General features: G+C 37.1%; 14 protein-coding genes. 9 read left to right on the top strand and 5 right to left on the bottom strand.

Annotation, left to right across the window (positions count from 1 at the left end; all coding sequences use genetic code 11):
* Nucleotides 1-39: 39 nt before the first annotated feature.
* The 5 genes from porM to topA all read right to left on the bottom strand — a co-directional run bounded on the left by porM (nt 40) and on the right by topA (nt 7,677).
* Entirely contained in the window at nt 40-1,581 is a 1,542-nt protein-coding gene (gene porM / locus AC51AA_RS16460) for a type IX secretion system motor protein PorM/GldM (RefSeq protein WP_500703304.1), read from the bottom strand.
* Between the two features lie 53 nt (nt 1,582-1,634).
* Complete coding sequence (porL, locus tag AC51AA_RS16455) at nt 1,635-2,282, bottom strand: type IX secretion system motor protein PorL/GldL (protein ID WP_500703303.1); 648 nt, start codon at nt 2,280-2,282, stop codon at nt 1,635-1,637.
* Nucleotides 2,283-2,347: 65 nt separating this feature from the next.
* Nucleotides 2,348-3,745 carry a T9SS ring complex lipoprotein PorK/GldK gene (gene porK, locus AC51AA_RS16450; RefSeq protein ID WP_500703302.1) on the bottom strand — a complete coding sequence of 466 codons (1,398 nt, stop codon included), beginning with the start codon at nt 3,743-3,745 and terminating at the stop codon, nt 2,348-2,350.
* A 260-nt stretch (nt 3,746-4,005) separates the two neighbouring features.
* Entirely contained in the window at nt 4,006-5,157 is a 1,152-nt protein-coding gene (locus tag AC51AA_RS16445) for a formimidoylglutamase (protein WP_500703301.1), read from the bottom strand.
* Nucleotides 5,158-5,160: 3 nt separating this feature from the next.
* Nucleotides 5,161-7,677, bottom strand: a complete 2,517-nt coding sequence (gene topA / locus AC51AA_RS16440) for a type I DNA topoisomerase (RefSeq protein WP_500703300.1) — start codon at nt 7,675-7,677, stop codon at nt 5,161-5,163.
* Nucleotides 7,678-8,098: 421 nt separating this feature from the next.
* On the opposite strand from topA, the gene AC51AA_RS16435 reads away from it, so the two are divergent.
* The 9 genes from AC51AA_RS16435 to AC51AA_RS16395 all read left to right on the top strand — a co-directional run bounded on the left by AC51AA_RS16435 (nt 8,099) and on the right by AC51AA_RS16395 (nt 17,869).
* Complete coding sequence (locus AC51AA_RS16435) at nt 8,099-9,688, top strand: glycerol-3-phosphate dehydrogenase/oxidase (protein WP_500703299.1); 1,590 nt, start codon at nt 8,099-8,101, stop codon at nt 9,686-9,688.
* Nucleotides 9,689-9,703: 15 nt separating this feature from the next.
* Nucleotides 9,704-11,200 carry a glycerol kinase GlpK gene (gene glpK, locus AC51AA_RS16430; RefSeq protein ID WP_500703298.1) on the top strand — a complete coding sequence of 499 codons (1,497 nt, stop codon included), beginning with the start codon at nt 9,704-9,706 and terminating at the stop codon, nt 11,198-11,200.
* Between the two features lie 25 nt (nt 11,201-11,225).
* On the top strand, nt 11,226-11,954 hold the full coding sequence (locus tag AC51AA_RS16425) for an MIP/aquaporin family protein (RefSeq protein ID WP_500703297.1): 729 nt from the start codon (nt 11,226-11,228) through the stop codon (nt 11,952-11,954).
* Between the two features lie 243 nt (nt 11,955-12,197).
* Nucleotides 12,198-13,643 (top strand): tRNA (N6-isopentenyl adenosine(37)-C2)-methylthiotransferase MiaB, encoded by a 1,446-nt coding sequence (miaB, locus tag AC51AA_RS16420; protein WP_500703296.1) that lies wholly within the window; start codon nt 12,198-12,200, stop codon nt 13,641-13,643.
* 162 nt (nt 13,644-13,805) lie between these two features.
* Entirely contained in the window at nt 13,806-15,062 is a 1,257-nt protein-coding gene (locus AC51AA_RS16415; protein WP_500703295.1) for a sigma-54 interaction domain-containing protein, read from the top strand.
* A 152-nt stretch (nt 15,063-15,214) separates the two neighbouring features.
* On the top strand, nt 15,215-15,718 hold the full coding sequence (locus AC51AA_RS16410) for an LptE family protein (RefSeq protein ID WP_500703294.1): 504 nt from the start codon (nt 15,215-15,217) through the stop codon (nt 15,716-15,718).
* Nucleotides 15,719-15,799: 81 nt separating this feature from the next.
* On the top strand, nt 15,800-17,119 hold the full coding sequence (locus AC51AA_RS16405; RefSeq protein ID WP_500703293.1) for a tetratricopeptide repeat protein: 1,320 nt from the start codon (nt 15,800-15,802) through the stop codon (nt 17,117-17,119).
* Nucleotides 17,120-17,122: 3 nt separating this feature from the next.
* Nucleotides 17,123-17,452: a preprotein translocase subunit SecG gene (gene secG / locus AC51AA_RS16400; protein ID WP_500703292.1), complete on the top strand. Its 330-nt coding sequence runs from the start codon at nt 17,123-17,125 to the stop codon at nt 17,450-17,452.
* A 141-nt stretch (nt 17,453-17,593) separates the two neighbouring features.
* Entirely contained in the window at nt 17,594-17,869 is a 276-nt protein-coding gene (locus AC51AA_RS16395) for a co-chaperone GroES (protein WP_007806577.1), read from the top strand.
* Nucleotides 17,870-17,892 lie beyond the last annotated feature (23 nt).

The following is a 17,892-nucleotide window of genomic DNA, read 5'->3' as shown; positions in this document are numbered from 1 at the left end:
ATCATTATAAGATATTGAACGTAGGTTTACCTACTTTTATTATTGAATTTCGAAAATTACCGGAGCAGTTCTTGGCAATAAATAACTACCAGCTCCAACAAGTCTAGTTTTAATTTCAGAAATAGTAACCTGGTCACCTTTACCTGCTCTTGCAAGAACAGATTTACATTGTGCATTTAATCTATTTCCTGAAACTACTACAGTAGGTTGTCCTGAAATCTTTAAATTAAACCCAACAACATCTAAACCAACTTCAAAATCAAAATCAAGTAACTTAGCTCCAATAGTGGCAATTTCTAAGTTCGATTTAGGTCCTTTTACGATACCCATTTCTCCTCTAATTGTACCTGTCGGACCAGGAATACCTTTAATTCTGAATGTTTTCTTATCCGTCACTTTATCACCATTTGGCAATGTTCCTGTTACAGAAATCGTAGCCTCTGTACCTTGACCTGGACTCATATTATACTTACCTGGTTTACCAGCTGAAGCTAATCCCGGAGCACTAGCCGAAATTTTATTAGCATCTACACCAGCGAATGATACAGAGATCGGGTTCACCACACCTCTATATACTACATTCATCTTATCAGCAGAAATAGTTGCTGAATTTGGTCTTGGTACTACCACATAAGTTCCTTTAAATGGCAATTTAATTGTTTTACCATCTTCAATAAAATTAAATTGACCACCGATATTTTGTTCTCCAACACTACCTGCAGTTAAATTAATTTTTGCTTGTCCAGTAGCAGGATCTAAAACAGCTCCAGTAACACTTTGTGGTTTAGTGTTTTCGTCATAACGACCTAAAACTACTTTACCTGTTACTTTTTCTCCTTGGAAATAAGCATTTTTATCTAAAACAACAATAGCTTGATAATTACTGTACGAAGCAGCAGCAACAGCCGCTTTTCCTAATGCAGCACTGTACACATCAGCTTCCGCTTTTTGAACGTCATTTTGCCAAGCTGAAAGCTTAGCTAATGAAGCAACCGCTGGAAATCCTTTGAAGTGGTAAGCTAAGTATTTATCTTTTGCTCCGTCTTTATTTTTTACATCAGAAACGTCGAATTTCTTCTCTACCTCTGCTAAAATTGCTGCATATTTTTTATCAGACAAGGCAGCTTTCATAGTTGCTTTGTATTTTTCAATTTGAGCAATAATTTCATTTCCTTTTGTGGTATATCCTTCTCCTGTAAACCAGTTGTCGATATTATCCCCCTTGTCCATATTCTCATAAGGCAACTTCCCAGTTTCTTTATCTGTTTCAAAACCTTTTAAAACATCTCCTTTTAAAGAACCGATGTAGGCGTAAAACTCCTTAGAAGCCGTCTCTACTTTATGTGCTGTAACTGCAGCAGCTGCGAATTCTCCTTTTGCTTCAGCCGCCTTTTGATCTAAAGACATCAACAAACCTTCGTTGGTCTGTACTGAAGAAGTATTTGCACTTTCAAATTTTTCATTCATTAATCCAAAAGCAGATAATACTTCTTTGGACATATTCATTGCTAACATTGCGATGAAAACCAGATACATTAGGTTAATCATCTTCTGTCTAGGGGTTAATTTTCCTCCTGCCATTTTTTTCTAATTAGTTCTTATTAATAATTTTAATACAAATAGTTAAAAACTAATTATCCTTTGTTACTCATTGCAGAAAGCATACCACCATAAACATTGTTTAAAGACGCAATGTTTGCAGTCATTGATTGCATTTGTTCTTTTAATTTAGAAGCATTATCAGCGATTTCGCTATTTGCTTGTGCGTTTCTTGTAGCACTCTCTAATTGTACTTTATATAAACTGTTTAATGATTCCATTTGTGCAGCAGCCATAGACATTTCTTCAGCATATTTCTTTTGTCCTGCCATAGAGTCTACAGTTGGAGAAATCGCTTTTGCAGCGCCTTCGAAATTTTTGATAGAATTTCCTAAACTTGACATTAATTCACCATCAATTTTAGCTTCTTTCAACATAGCATCTAATTTTTGAGACAACAATCCTTGGGCATCAGATGGTGTTTCAACTTTATCAGCTTTTTTTCTAGCTTGTCCGTTTGCTAATTCTGGGTAAACAAGAGTCCAATCCAAGTCCTCTTCAACTGGTTCGAAAGCTGAAAGCGCAAAAATCAACGCCTCAGTTACAAGTCCAATTGTAAGCATTAATGTTCCCGTTATTGGTCCGAACTCGAAGTGAGCAATTTTGAATAACGCTCCAATAATTACTATTGCCGCTCCCATACCATAAGCGAAATTCATTGCTTTTTTACTTAATAATGCCATAATACTTTTTTTTTAGGTTTAAATTTAGATTAGATTTGATTTGGATTTATTGAATTTACTTAAATTTACTTCTTCTTTTGGCCTCCTGTTACTTGAGTTCCCATATAATCTTGAACAGTTCTAAAACCAATATAACTTCTTGCAGAATCTGCGTATTCATGATCACGAGTACTTACTTGCAAGAAATAAGAAACATCTTTCCAAGAACCTCCACGAACTACTTTTCTTTGATTGTTTCCATCAATTACGTTTGGATTCATCGTTGATACATATTCGTATGCATTTGGATTATAAGCTGAATCTGTCCACTCTGAAACATTTCCTGCCATATTGTATAAACCATATCCATTAGGATCGTATGATTTAGCCTCTACAGTGTACAATGCCTCATCCGCTGCATAATCTCCTCTATTTGGCTTAAAGTTCGCTAAGAAACATCCTCTATCACTTTTCGTATAAGGACCTCCCCAAGGATAAGTAGCCGATTCTAAACCACCTCTCGCAGCATACTCCCATTCTGCTTCTGTTGGCAATCTGAAAGAGTTTACAAGATCACGTCCTTTTTTCTTAGATTTTATGTAGCTATTTTTATTCAAAGTTCTCCAAGCACAGAATGCTTTAGCTTGCTTCCAAGTAACCCCCACAACTGGATAATCTCCATAGGCTTTATGCCAGAAATAATCATTGTGCATTGGCTCATTGTACGAGTAAGCAAAATCTTTGATCCAAACTGTCGTATCTGGATAAACACTAACTTGTTCGGTCTTTACAAAATCTTTTCTTTTTCCAACTTTTGCTTTAGCTGCAGCTTGAATATCCATCCAAGAATAACGGAACTTCAACTTATTCACATCAATTGTTCTCAATCCATTATAGGATTCGTCTATTGGCAAATACATAGAGTCCATTACTTCGGTGTAATACTCATCTGGATAAGCCTTAGTATCCTTGATTAATTTTACTTTTTTATTTAATTTTCTTCCAGCGTATTGATCGTCTGCTGTACCGATACTATAATAGTTATCATACATGTATTTATCATAAGCCGTCATTTTATCTGGCTCAGAATCGTTAAATGCATAATCTCCAATGCTGCCGCCTTTTTTACCTTTCTCTCCTGTACTTTTTTGACCCATTTCATCCGCCAAAATAGCCAAACGAACTCGCATCGTAGAGTCTTTTACCCACTCTACAAACTGACGATATTCACTATTGGTGATTTCCGTTTCATCCATATAAAATGAACGAACCGTTACGGTTTTGGTAGGCGCATCTTCTACGTTTGCCTGATCATCGTCAGACTTACCCATAATGAAAGATCCTCCAGGAACCAAAGTCATTCCATATGGCTTTTCAGGATGCCATTTCCCTCCTGTAACACCAACTAACTCACCTTTGTCGCTTGACTTACCACAGCCAATCACTAGTGTTAACATTGCCGCAAATGCAATAAACTTCTTCATATAAATTTGGATTATCTATTCATTATTATAGTTCGTAAACCTATTTATTATTTATCTAAAAAACAATACTAGTTTGCGAAATTTATTTTATCGTTCAAAAATAATGTTAAATAAAATAAAAAAAAAATATTTTATCGATAAACTGCATCAAAAAATCGACGTAAACCGTTAATTTTTAACCGTTGTAGGTTTTGACTTACTAATTTAGCTTGATAAATTTTCAATGCTACTAAAAGTAATATAGTAACGCAATTTTCCCTTTACAGGGCGTTTTTGCGCTGCGCTTTCCACCAGCGTTCGGGTAATTCCTGGTTACAAGCACATAAGTATTCATCATAAGAACAAGGTAATAACGTATTCCTCTTTAATTTATTGTTCCCATTAGACACAAAAGGAATTTCAATCCACCAGCGATCTGTTTTATCGCTTTTATAAAAAACGAGCTCCTCGTCCTCCAAGGGTACAATATATTTCAAATAACTAGCCCTACTTCCAAAAGGATATTCTTTCGAGCGATAATGGTAACCTTCAATAAAATACCAAACCATCTGAGCAATAATACCCGCTTCTTGAACAGTACTATTGTGATTAAATATTCCGAAAGAAGTAACCTTATCACTGATACCTGCATATCGAGCCAACGAACAAATTTCTTTTCCATTAAAGCCATTAGGCTCATATGAAATCGTATTTCCCGAAGCGGATGATTTCACGGAGTTTAAATCGATACTCACCAAATCCGCATCTCTAAATACGGGCTCTGCCAAAGCAATCTTATTTGAAATTTCCCCTAATCGGTACGCATCAAAAAACAACTTTTCAATCAAATCGATCTCTTCCTGCGAGTTATAATAGGTCTGATACCCTATATTACAGTAGTTAAAAAGATTATTCGGTTCATCAATAATGATTTTTGTCAAATATGAATTAGCCGAAACAGTCTCATCTTCCTTACCAAAATCAAATCGATTATCCACCGAAACCAAGTTCACCATTTGCTCTAAATCATCATAAGCGCGATATAAAGCATAGGTCAAATCCTGAGAACCTCCTAGGACTATAGGAATCACTTTATTCTTAATTAAAGTAGAAGTTACCTTTTTAAGGGCAAAATAAGTATCCTCTACTGCGTCCCCTGCCAATATATCTCCTAAATCAGCTATAGAGGCATCCCAGTTCCCTGGAAACATACTATATAACTTTTTACGAACGGCATTTAGATTCACCTCATTGACCATATCGATGTTTCGGCGATCTTCCAAAACACCAATTATGGCAATGTTTATTTTAGTAATATCTGGAAACTGATCTTGGGTATGTAAAACAACTTTACTACCCAATTCTTGTGAAGACACTGAACTAATGAATTTTAAAATCCCTTCGTTTACTGGTTCTAGAAAATCAAATTCCATTTTTTATTTCTTTTTAGCAGCTGGTTTTTTAGCTGGAGTTTTTTTAGCGGTTGTGGCTTTTTTTGCTGGTGTTTTTTTAGCCGGAGTCTTTTTAGCAATCATCTCCTGAACCTCAGCAAGGGTCAACTTGGTAGCATCAACATCTTTACTTAATTCAATTTTGATTTTACCTTTTGTAATTACGGAACGTCCCCAACGGGCTTTCTCAACCAAAATACCTTCCTCTTCCCAATTGTGAAGTACTTTATCAATGTTTTTCTGCAATTTATCTTCAATCAATTCTTCAACCTCTTGCTGTGATAAATTATCAAAATTGTATTTTTTACTTACATTAATAAATATTCCATTCCATTTGATAAACGGTCCAAAACGTCCAACACCTTTCTGAACACCCTCTCCTTTATAGATAGCGATTGGTGCATCAGCAATTGCCTTTTCATCAATTAATTCCTGCGCTCTTTCCTTAGAAACTCCTAAAGGATCTTCCCCTCTTGGCAAGGAAATAAAAACACTTCCGTGTCTTACATAGGGACCATAACGACCATTACTTACCTCAACTTCCTCTCCTTTGTATTCCCCCAAATTTTTAGGCAACAAAAATAAATTCAAGGCATCTTCCAAAGTAATATTTCCAATATTTTGATCTGCCATTAAACTAGCAAATTTTTTATCTTCATCATCCGCTTCTCCAATTTGAGCCATAGGTCCAAACTTTCCTAAACGAACAGAGACCTGTCTTCCATCAGCATCTTTACCTAGAATTCTTTCTCCGCTTTCACGTTCAGCATTGGCTTCAACCTCTTTTACATTTGGATGAAACTTACTGTAGAATTCCTTCATCATAACAGCCCAATCAATATTTCCTTCGGCTATTTCATCAAAATCTTGCTCTACTTTTGCCGTGAAATTATAATCTAAAATGTTTCCGAAATTTTTCACTAAGAAATCGGTAACAATGGTTCCAATATCAGTGGGAACTAATTTTCCTTTATCTGAACCTGTATTTTCTTTCAATAACTTCTCTCCTACTTTAGCACCTTGTAAAGTAAGTTGAGTGTAATTACGTTCCTGACCTTCTAGTGTTCCTTTTTCAACATAGTTTCTGTTGATAATGGTAGAAATAGTTGGCGCATAGGTAGAAGGACGACCAATACCTAATTCTTCTAATTTCTTCACCAAAGAAGCCTCTGTATAACGTGCAGGAGGTCTTGAATAACGTTCCGTAGCTGTAATGTAATTATTCCCCAGTTTTTCATTGACTTTCATCGCTGGCAACATCCCTTCTTGCTCTTCCTCATCATCATCATGCCCTTCCAAATACACTTTTAGAAAACCTTCAAAAAGCAATACTTCACCTGAAGCAGTGAAAATTTCACTGTGGTTATGGGCTTCAATTTTCACGTTTGTTCTTTCTAACTGGGCATCACTCATTTGAGAAGCCAATGTTCTTTTCCAGATCAAATCATACAAACGAGCTTGATCACGATCAATATTCACTGTGTGACGTGACATGTCTGTTGGACGAATAGCTTCGTGCGCCTCCTGTGCTCCTTTGCTTTTATTGGCAAAAGTGCGCGGTTTAGAAAACTCTTTCCCGTATGATTTTATAATTTCAGCTTCAGCAGCATTCATCGCATCTTTCGAAAGATTTACACTATCGGTTCTCATATAAGTAATAAGTCCCGCTTCATATAAACGTTGCGCTAGCTGCATGGTGATTCCCACTGGTAAATACAATTTTCTAGCAGCTTCTTGTTGAAGTGTAGAGGTTGTAAAAGGGGCTGTTGGAGATTTTTTGGTAGGTTTAGTTTCTAAATCTGCTACCTTATATTGTGATCCGATATTTTTATTTAAAAAATCCTCGGCTTCTTTTTTAGTATTAAAATTTTTAGGCAATTTGGCTTTGAATACTTTCCCTGCTTCATTAACAAATTCAGCAACAACAGAATAAGTGGCCACCGCATTAAAGTTCTGAATTTCACGTTCTCTTTCTACAATCAAACGCACTGAAACGGACTGTACCCTTCCTGCAGACAAACCTCCTTTGATTTTTCTCCATAAAACCGGAGATAATTCATAACCTACCAATCGATCTAATACACGACGGGCTTGCTGCGCATTAACCAAATTGTAATCGATCTCTCTAGGATTCTCAATTGCTTTAAGAATCGCAGATTTGGTAATTTCATGAAAAACAATTCGCTTTGTTTTTTTTACATCTAGTTTTAGTTCTTCCGCAAGATGCCAAGAAATAGCTTCTCCTTCGCGGTCCTCATCACTTGCTAGCCAAACCATTTCGGCATTCTTAGCTAGTGTTTTCAGCTTACTTACTAAAGCTTTTTTCTCAGAAGAAACTTCATATTTTGGTTTAAAACCATTCTCAACATCTACTCCTATTTCCTTTGATGGTAAGTCTGCTATGTGTCCATAACTTGACTCAACTTGAAAATCACTCCCTAGAAATTTCTCTATTGTTTTCGCCTTTGCAGGTGACTCAACTATTACTAAATTCTTTGCCATTGCTCTATTTTTCTGCAACAAAAGTATCTATTTTTTTTAAATATTGTGCTTTAGTAAATTTTAAAAATATTTTTCATACTTAATATGTATCCCCATCCAGACAAAACCTTCACTGTTTTACCTGAATATAAACATCGAAATATACCCTATAATCAGCATCCATTATAATGATTTAAAAAACGCCTACACAAAAGAAAGATTTCCCTTTACCAATAAGATCTACACCATCTTGATGCCCCCTGTTAATGACCATCATCTTATCTGCCAAACATCCCAAATAACCCTGATTAAAGAGACAAGCGAGATAAAAAAATATCATTGGGTGTCTAGTTTTAATCCCATTTTATTTCGCTTCGTTTTATTTTGTTATATTTATTAAGTGAAAACCCGCAGTTCCAAAACACCCCAAACAAAACGCAGCATGAATCGAATAGAACAATTAGCAAAATTAAAACAAACTCCCCAGTGGGATGTAATCGTTATTGGTGGTGGTGCTAGTGGACTCGGTACAGCTCTCGATGCTGCAAGCAGAGGGTACAAGACTGTTTTGTTTGAAGCTATAGATTTTGCAAAAGGCACCTCTAGCAGAAGCACAAAATTAGTTCATGGTGGCGTTCGATACTTAGAACAAGGCAATATTGCCTTAGTAACAGAAGCCTTAAAAGAAAGAGGCCTAATGTCCCAAAACGCAGCTCATTTAGTCAAAAATCAATCTTTCATCATACCCAACTACAACTGGTGGGGAGGCTACTTCTACACTATAGGTCTTAAACTATACGACCTTTTATCGGGCAGACTAAGTTTAGGCCGATCTAAATATATTTCAAAGAAAACAACCACCGAGTTACTCCCTACTGTCGAACCCAAAGGCTTAGTAAGTGGTGTGATCTACCAAGATGGCCAATTTGACGACTCTCGCTTAGCTATAAACATTGCACAAACCGCAGTAGAAAATGGCGCGTGCATTCTCAACTACACCAAGGTTTTGAATCTATTAAAAAACGATAAAGATCAAGTTATCGGTGTTCAAGTCGTAGATCATGAATCCGGCCAGAGATATGACGTAAGAGGCAAAGCAGTCATTAATGCCACAGGCGTTTTTACCAATGCCATAATGAAACTTAACGATACCGTATACAAAAAATACATCGTACCAAGTCAAGGCATTCATTTGGTCTTTGACAAATCTTTCTTACCAAGCGATCATGCCTTGATGATTCCCAAAACAAGTGACGGAAGAGTTTTATTTGCCGTACCCTGGCATGGCAAAGTAGTAATAGGTACTACTGACACTTTAATCCGAAAACACAGTTTGGAGCCCATAGCATTAGAAACCGAAATTGCCTTTGTCTTAGAAACAGCACAACGCTACTTAGCCAAAAAACCAACACGCGCTGACGTTCTCTCTGTATTTGCCGGATTAAGACCCTTGGCGGCACCAGAAAAAGAAGGAAAAAGCACCAAAGAAGTTTCTAGGAGTCATAAAATAATTGTTTCCCAAACCGGACTCATCACCATAACTGGAGGAAAATGGACCACGTATAGAAAAATTGCCGAAGATATCATTGACAAAGCCATCGTGGTACATCATCTCCCTAAAAAGAAATGCCAAACCGAACATATTGCTATTCACGGTAGCATAGCCACAAATGCTGAAGCTCGAGAAAACCACCTTTATATCTATGGAACTGATATCCCAAAAATACTAGCATTACAAGATCAAGAACCTGAGTTAAAAGAAAAACTACATCCCGATTACGACTATACTATGGCAGAAGTCGCTTGGGCAATTCGTTATGAAATGGCCAGAACCATAGATGATATCCTGGCCAGAAGAGTCAGACTTTTATTTCTAGATGCTCGTGCCGCCATCGCTTGTTGTGAAAAAGTGGGGAGATTTCTAGCTAAAGAACTTGGGCATGATTCCACTTGGGCCCAAACCCAAATATCGCATTTTAACACCATTGCCAATGGATTCCTTCTATCCGAATTTCAAAGAAAACATCACTAACCAAGATCCGGACTTATGCAAAAAAAAATAATCCTAACACTTGATCAAGGCACCACCTCCTCTAGAGCGATCCTCTTTAACCACGACGGAGAAATTGTCAGCATTTCCCAAAAACCTTTTAAGCAAATCTTTCCAAAACCAGGATGGGTTGAACACAACCCTAACGAAATTTGGTCTTCACAAATTAGCGTCGCTGCCGAAGTCATTGCAAAAGTAGGCATCTCTGGAAAGGAAATAGCCGCAATTGGCATTACCAATCAGCGCGAAACTACCATTGTCTGGGACAGAGAGACAAGCGAACCTTTATACAATGCTATTGTTTGGCAAGATCGTCGGACCGCTAAATATTGTGATGAATTAAAAGCAAAAGGCCATGCGGATATGATTCAAAAAAAGACAGGCCTAATTTTAGATGCTTATTTCTCAGGAACTAAAATCAAATGGATTTTGGACAATGTCGAAGGGGCACGCGAAAAAGCAGAACAAGGCAAATTATGTTTCGGAACTATAGACACTTGGCTTATCTGGAAACTTACTCGAGGCAAAATGTTTATGACCGATGTATCTAACGCCAGCAGAACTTTATTATTAAACATCCATACCTTAGAATGGGATCCTGAATTACTAGAATTATTCACTATCCCACGCGCCATGTTACCCGAAGTAAAACAAAGCAGCGAAATTTACGGTGAAACCTGCACTACCCTATTTTCTACAAAAATCCCGATTGCCGGGGTAGCTGGTGATCAGCAAGCTGCTCTTTTTGGACAATTATGCACATCCCCTGGAATGGTCAAAAATACTTATGGAACGGGTTGCTTTATGTTAATGAATACCGGTAACAGACCTGTTTATTCTAAGAATAATTTACTCACTACTGTGGCCTGGAAAATCAATGGTAAAACAACCTATGCATTAGAGGGCAGTGTTTTTGTAGGCGGAGCAGCTGTGCAATGGTTAAGAGACGGAGCTAAAATGATCCGTTCCTCCAATGATATTGAAGCTTTAGCCGCCAGTGTCCCAGACAATGGCGGTGTTTATTTTGTCCCTGCCTTAACTGGTTTAGGTGCACCACATTGGGATCAATATGCCAGAGGAGCCATTTTAGGAATTACTCGAGGCACTACAAATGCGCATATAGCTCGTGCTACCTTAGAAGGGATCGCTTATCAAGTATTAGACTTAGCAAAATCAATGGAGGCTGATTTTGGAAGAAAAGGAAAAGAATTAAGAGTAGATGGCGGAGCGGCTATCAATAATTTATTGATGCAATTTCAATCCGATCTCTTTGGTTTTAATGTCATTAGACCCAAAACACTAGAAACAACCGCCTTGGGAGCAGCCTATTTAGCAGGTCTAGCCGTAGGTTACTGGAAAAGCATAGCTGATTTACAACAACAATGGTCTATCGACAAAGTATTTTCACCTGAAATGCCAAAAGCAAAAGTAGACAAATTAGTAAAAAACTGGGATAAAGCAGTGGGCCGCACGACCAACTGGATTGAAGATTAAAACAGCAACCTTTAAAACGAAAAAGATGTCACCATTTATAGCAGAAATTATCGGCACAACCCTCCTTATCTTGTTAGGCAATGGCGTGGTTGCCAACGTAGTTCTTAAAGGAACAAAAGGGAATAATTCAGGATGGATTGTCATCACTACAGCCTGGGCATTTGCCGTCTTTGTAGCTGTAACCGTTGCAGGACCTATTAGTGGTGCACACCTTAATCCTGCCGTTACCATTGGGCTAGCACTTATAGGCAAATTTGCTTGGAGTCAAGTCGCTTCCTATGTCGTGGCTCAGCTCATTGGAGCCATGTTGGGTGCCTTTCTCGTTTGGCTGTTCCATAAAGATCATTTCGCCCTTACCGAAGACGAAACCGCGAAACTGGCCTGTTTTAGCACCATGCCCGCCATACGAAATACCTCTTCGAATTTGATCAGTGAAATTATCGGGACTTTCGTACTACTTTTTGTTATTTTTTACATCGCAGGACCAGAACTTAACATCAGTACAACCGTCGACGCAAAAATTGGGCTTGGTTCCATCGGCGCACTACCGGTTACCATTTTAGTTTGGGTGATAGGACTATCTTTGGGAGGTACTACCGGTTATGCTATTAATCCTGCAAGAGACTTAGGGCCTCGTATTATCCATAGCTTTCTTTTAAAAGGAAGCAGCGATTGGCATTATGCATGGATACCTATTTTAGGCCCGATAATAGGAGCCTCTCTGGCAGCATTCTTGCATCTGGCTTTACGCTAAGAGCATGGTAAAGATCAACCTACTGTTATTTACTACGATGCCTAGTATACCACTAAAGGTTATATTAAAAAAAACAACCCTGTAAATGATACCCTTTCGTACCAAAAATTCAAAATAGCTTTTTTTTTATAGCGTATTTAAAATACCAAAAACAATGTTAATTCTTAATCTGACATCTTGTCATAATCATTCAAATAATTGTATCTTTGCCATCTTATTAAAACACACTTTTGAAAGTGACCTATGGAAAAGATTATTGAAGAAAGCAAACAAGGCGAAAGTCTTGTTTTAGAAAACAAACCTGAGAATACTAAAAAACTTTTTATAGAGAGTTATGGTTGCGCAATGAATTTCTCGGACAGTGAAATCGTAGCTTCCATTTTATCTGGAAACGGATACAATACAACTCAAAACCTAGAAGATGCGGACTTAGTTTTGGTTAACACTTGCTCGATTCGAGATAAGGCGGAACAAACTATTCGCAAGCGTCTAGAGAAATACAATGCCGTGAAACGCATCAATCCAAAAATGAAAGTGGGCGTTTTAGGTTGTATGGCCGAACGTTTGAAAAGTCAGTTTTTGGAAGAAGAGAAAATAGTCGACCTCGTGGTCGGTCCTGATGCTTATAAAGATTTGCCTAATTTATTGGCAGAGGTGGAAGAAGGTCGTGACGCCATTAATGTAATTTTATCCAAAGAAGAAACCTACGGAGATATTTCACCTGTTCGTTTAATGAGCAACGGAATTACGGCGCTCGTTTCCATCACTCGTGGTTGCGACAATATGTGTACGTTTTGTGTTGTCCCTTTTACTCGTGGACGTGAGCGCAGTCGTGAACCACAAAGTATCATGGGAGAAATCCAAGATCTATGGGACAAAGGTTTTAAAGAAATAACCCTATTGGGACAAAACGTCGACAGTTACCTTTGGTACGGTGGCGGATTGAAAAAGGATTTTGAGAACGCCTCTGAAATGCAAAAAGCCACGGCTGTAGATTTTGATCAATTGCTCGAGATGGTAGCCATAGGCTTTCCTAAAATGCGTATTCGATTTTCGACTTCTAATCCTCAGGATATGCATGAAAGTGTACTACATGTTATCGCGAAACATCCGAATATATGTAAACACATTCACTTACCGGTTCAATCGGGAAGTAATAGAATCTTAAAAGAAATGAATCGCTTGCATAGTCGCGAGGAATATATGACCCTAATTGATAAAATTAGAGCCATCATTCCAAATGCTTCTATTTCGCAAGATATGATCGCTGGTTTCCCTACAGAAACAGAAGAAGATCACCAAGACACCATGAGTCTAATGGAGTATGTAAAATACAATTTTGGCTATATGTATTCCTATTCAGAACGCCCAGGAACTCTCGCTGGAAGAAAAATGGAAGATGACGTTACCGATGAAACCAAAGCCAGAAGACTTCAGGAAATAGTCGATTTACAACAGAAACACGCTTGGCTGAGAAGCGAAGAATTCATCGGTCAAACCGTAGAGGTTTTAGTGGAGAAAGTTTCTAAAAAATCAACTGAGGAATTCTCCGGAAGAAACTCACAAAGTATCACGGTAGTTTTTCCAAAAGAAAATTATAAAATTGGAGATTTCGTAAACGTAAAAATTGTGAGCTGTACCAGTGGAACACTAAAAGGTGAAGCGGTAGGATATTCGGAAATGAATTAAGAAAATTTGTTTCGGTTTTCCCATTTTGTTATGTCAAGTGCTATTGGTAACTTGAAACAAAAAACGGGAAACAAAAAAATACATGCACTGAGTTTAAAAAGGCTACGCTTTAAGTTTTAATCTAAAACTTAAAACTACTAAAAACTTGAAACAAAATTATACATGGAAACAGTTCAAGCAATAAAACAACGATTTGAAATTATTGGAAATGATCCAAAACTAAATCGCGCCATAGAAAAAGCGATTCAGGTTGCTCCTACTGATATTTCGGTAATGGTTACTGGTGAGAGTGGTGTTGGTAAAGAAAGCATTCCAAAAATCATACATTCGCTTTCCCACAGAAAGCATGGTAAATATATTGCCGTAAACTGTGGTGCTATCCCAGAAGGAACTATTGACAGTGAACTTTTTGGCCACGAAAAAGGGGCTTTTACAGGTGCAACCAGTACGCGTGAAGGCTATTTTGAAGTAGCCGATGGCGGAACTATTTTCCTAGATGAAGTGGGCGAACTGCCTTTAACCACACAGGTACGTTTACTTCGTGTGCTTGAAAATGGTGAATTTATAAAAGTGGGTTCTTCACAGGTTCAAAAAACAAACGTACGAATTGTAGCGGCAACCAATGTCAACTTATTCAATGCTATCGAGAAAGGGAAGTTTCGTGAAGATTTGTATTATCGTTTGAGCACTGTTGAGATCACTTTACCTCCATTACGCGAAAGAAAAGAGGATATCCATTTATTGTTTAGAAAATTTGTATCGGATTTTGCACATAAATACAAAATGCCCCCACTTAAACTAGATGATGACGCTGTTCAGCTGTTACAAAAGTTTAGATGGAACGGAAACATTCGTCAATTGCGAAATGTAGCCGAGCAAATTTCGGTCTTAGAGACCAATCGCGATATTACGCTGGCGACCTTACAGTCCTACTTGCCTACTGAAGGAACAAATTTACCATCGGTAATTAAAGACAAGAAGAACGACAGCGACTTTAATACCGAAAGAGAGATCTTATATAAAGTACTTTTCGATATGAAAAGTGATTTGCACGATCTTAAAAAACTAACACTAGAGCTCATTCAAAATGGCAGTGCTAATGTTCAGGAAGCCAATAAACATTTAATCAAAAAAATATACGGCTCTCCGGAAAACGATAGTGAAATTGATTTTGAAGAAGAACCTAGAACAGCCGTAATGACTCCTGCAGCTCGTGAGGATAATTATCAAATACAAGACGATAATTATTTGTTCGCTGAAACAATTGAAGAAGAAGAGGTCTTACGTTTAGAACAAAAAGAAATCGAAATGATCAAAAAATCATTAGAGAAAAACAAAGGAAAAAGAAAAGCAGCCGCAGACGAACTAGGTATTTCAGAACGAACGTTATACCGAAAAATCAAGCAATTTGACCTTTAAAAAAACAGATTACAAATTTCAAGCTAACTCTTAATTGACCAAAAAAAAATACGAATTACTATATTTGAAAAAAAATAGGCTTTCACTTTTGAAGATCACATTTTAAGCAGTTGAAATTACAATTTAAAACAACAAGCATACTACAGCCCTTTATGAAAAAAATATATTCAATACTAACACTCTTAAGCCTCTTTATGTTAAGCGGTTGTTCTGTTTATAACTTTACAGGAACAGGAAAGATCGATGCCAAAACTTTTCAAGTCAACTTTTTTCAAAACAATGCTGATTTGATCGAGCCAGGGATCGACAGAGATTTCACCTTAGCTTTACAAGATTTGATCCAGAATCAAACCAACCTAAACTTAGTAACTACTGGTGGTGATTTAGTGTATGAAGGAGAGATCGTTGATTACAGAACCACACCAATGACTGCAACAGCTGATCAACAAGCCGCACAAAACCGCCTGACTATTCGTATCAATGTGAGATTTACCAATAAAAAGAAAGAATCTGACGACTTCGAAAGAACATTTGAATTCTACAAAGACTATCCAGCGCGAGATCAACTTGTAGGTTCAGCATTAAATGCTGCAATTAAAGAAATTTACGACAGGATTACCCAAGACATCTTCAATGAGTCATTAGCGAAATGGTAAAAATATTGTTTTATGTAATCGTTTAGTCGATTTTACAAATGGTTAAACAATTAAAACAAAATGATTAAACAAGAATAAAAAATGAATGTAACTGATTATACCTACCTAATAAACAAACCCGATGCTATCACAGAAAAGCAAGTGGACGCTTTAGGAAGTGTTTTGAATGAATTTCCGTATTTTCAAAGTGCACGAGCATTGCGATTAAAAGGGCTTTACAATCAAAACAGTTTTAAGTATAATTATGCCTTAAAAGTTACAGCTGCACATACAACGGATCGTACTGTTTTATTTGATTTTATTACCTCTGAAACTTTTACTTCTATACAAAATGATTTTTACGATCGAAAACTTAGGGACCTTTTAGAGATTAAAGTCTTCGACAGTGAGATTGTTTCGTTTGAGGAGATCAAAAAAGCAACTGAGGTCCGCATTGATCCAATTGAGCAATCTATTTTGGACTCTATTAAAGAAGCCACAACGGTTACATTTGAGAAGCCTGCGAAAATAGAAGAGCGACCAATTGATCCTATTATTGAGCAATCCCTTTTAACTTCTATCAAAGAAGCCACAACGGTTACATTTGAGAAGCCTGCGAAAATAGAAGAGCAACCAATTGATCCTATTATTGAGCAATCCCTTTTAACTTCTATCAAAGAAACATCAACCGTTTCTTTTGAAGAGCCTGCAAAAATTGAGCCGACTCAAACGGACCCAATCATCGAGACATTGGTTACCAGTCCACCAAAAGAAGCCACTCGAACCTTTTTTGAAGAAATAGTAGATGAAGTTCCCGAGGTTCGCGTTGATCCTATCGAACAATCCATACTTAATTCGATCAAAGAAGCTGCAACAGTACGTTTCGAAGAGCCTATAAAAGCTCCTGAGGAACCGGTAAAAATTGCGGAAGAAAACCTAGAAATTGGAAAACCGCTTGACTTTTCCGTTAATGAAAAACATTCGTTTCAAGAATGGTTACAGCTCGCGAGAACCGAGCCAATTGACCGAACTGAAGAAGATACAGACGAGACAACAGCGGTAGAAAGAACTCCTGAAATCAGCATAAAAACGGTCGCTACCACTACAATTGAAAAAGAAATAGTGGACCCTGAGAAAAAGAAAAAGGCAGAATTAATTGATAAATTCATTGAAACAAACCCTAAAATTTCTCCGGTAAAACAAGTCTCAAGTACTCCTGCAGTGCAATTTGAATCAAACAAAGAAGAGAATTCTTACTTAATGACCGAGACTTTGGCAAGAGTATATTTAGAACAAAAAAAATATACAAAAGCAATACAAGCATATGAGATATTAATTTTGAAATATCCAGAAAAAATTAGTTTCTTTGCAGACCGCATATCGGATATAAAGATTTTACAACAAAATAACAATAATAATTAAACAATGAGCACATTTTCAATTTTCTTAGTTTTAATCACAATAGTTTGCTTTCTATTGATCGTAGTAATCATGGTACAAAACCCTAAAGGAGGAGGATTATCTTCTACAATTAGCGGAACTCAAATGTTAGGTGGAGTACAAAAAACAACAGACTTCCTTGACAAAAGTACTTGGACGTTAGCTACTATTTTGATTGCTTTAGTGTTGCTTTCTAGTTTAAGTTTTACAGGATCATTAAGTGATACTGACTCTAAAATTATTGAAAAAACAACAGCTCCTGCTACTACGCCAGCAGCTCCTGTACAACAAACACCTGCTCCTGCAGCAAAATAATAATTTTTGATATAAGATTAAGATGCCAGCCTGTCAAAGCTGGCATTTTTTTTAAGAAATAATGTCAGTTTTAAGAGCATGGCATAATTTCTGAAAGTTACTTTGCACATTAAAAAGTATAACCTATAATAATATAAAATCATGACTTTAAACATTAAACCGCTTTCAGACCGCGTACTTATTGAGCCTGTTGCAGCTGAGACTAAAACTGCGTCAGGGATTTTTATTCCAGATACTGCCAAAGAGAAACCACAAAAAGGAACTGTTGTAGCAGTAGGAAATGGATCTAAAGATCACACAATGACCGTAAAAGTAGGTGATACTGTCCTTTATGGTAAATATGCTGGAACAGAATTGAAACTTGAAGGAACTGATTATTTGATTATGCGCGAAGATGACATCTTAGCAATCATCTAAAAATAATAAGTCTTAAGTGCTGC

Source organism: Flavobacterium sp. OHVDL-2026-0007, from assembly GCF_059882335.1.
Note: the sequence above shows the minus strand (reverse complement) of the source record. Positions and strands in the feature narration are given on the sequence as shown.

Excerpts from the sequence above, each read along its gene's own strand:
- porM (WP_500703304.1), bottom strand. The coding sequence starts at position 1,581 with ATGGCAGGAGGAAAATTAACCCCTAGACAGAAGATGATTAACCTAATG.
- porL (WP_500703303.1), bottom strand. The coding sequence starts at position 2,282 with ATGGCATTATTAAGTAAAAAAGCAATGAATTTCGCTTATGGTATGGGA.
- porK (WP_500703302.1), bottom strand. The coding sequence starts at position 3,745 with ATGAAGAAGTTTATTGCATTTGCGGCAATGTTAACACTAGTGATTGGC.
- AC51AA_RS16445 (WP_500703301.1), bottom strand. The coding sequence starts at position 5,157 with ATGGAATTTGATTTTCTAGAACCAGTAAACGAAGGGATTTTAAAATTC.
- topA (WP_500703300.1), bottom strand. The coding sequence starts at position 7,677 with ATGGCAAAGAATTTAGTAATAGTTGAGTCACCTGCAAAGGCGAAAACA.
- AC51AA_RS16435 (WP_500703299.1), top strand. The coding sequence starts at position 8,099 with ATGAATCGAATAGAACAATTAGCAAAATTAAAACAAACTCCCCAGTGG.
- glpK (WP_500703298.1), top strand. The coding sequence starts at position 9,704 with ATGCAAAAAAAAATAATCCTAACACTTGATCAAGGCACCACCTCCTCT.
- AC51AA_RS16425 (WP_500703297.1), top strand. The coding sequence starts at position 11,226 with ATGTCACCATTTATAGCAGAAATTATCGGCACAACCCTCCTTATCTTG.
- miaB (WP_500703296.1), top strand. The coding sequence starts at position 12,198 with ATGGAAAAGATTATTGAAGAAAGCAAACAAGGCGAAAGTCTTGTTTTA.
- AC51AA_RS16415 (WP_500703295.1), top strand. The coding sequence starts at position 13,806 with ATGGAAACAGTTCAAGCAATAAAACAACGATTTGAAATTATTGGAAAT.
- AC51AA_RS16410 (WP_500703294.1), top strand. The coding sequence starts at position 15,215 with ATGAAAAAAATATATTCAATACTAACACTCTTAAGCCTCTTTATGTTA.
- AC51AA_RS16405 (WP_500703293.1), top strand. The coding sequence starts at position 15,800 with ATGAATGTAACTGATTATACCTACCTAATAAACAAACCCGATGCTATC.
- secG (WP_500703292.1), top strand. The coding sequence starts at position 17,123 with ATGAGCACATTTTCAATTTTCTTAGTTTTAATCACAATAGTTTGCTTT.
- AC51AA_RS16395 (WP_007806577.1), top strand. The coding sequence starts at position 17,594 with ATGACTTTAAACATTAAACCGCTTTCAGACCGCGTACTTATTGAGCCT.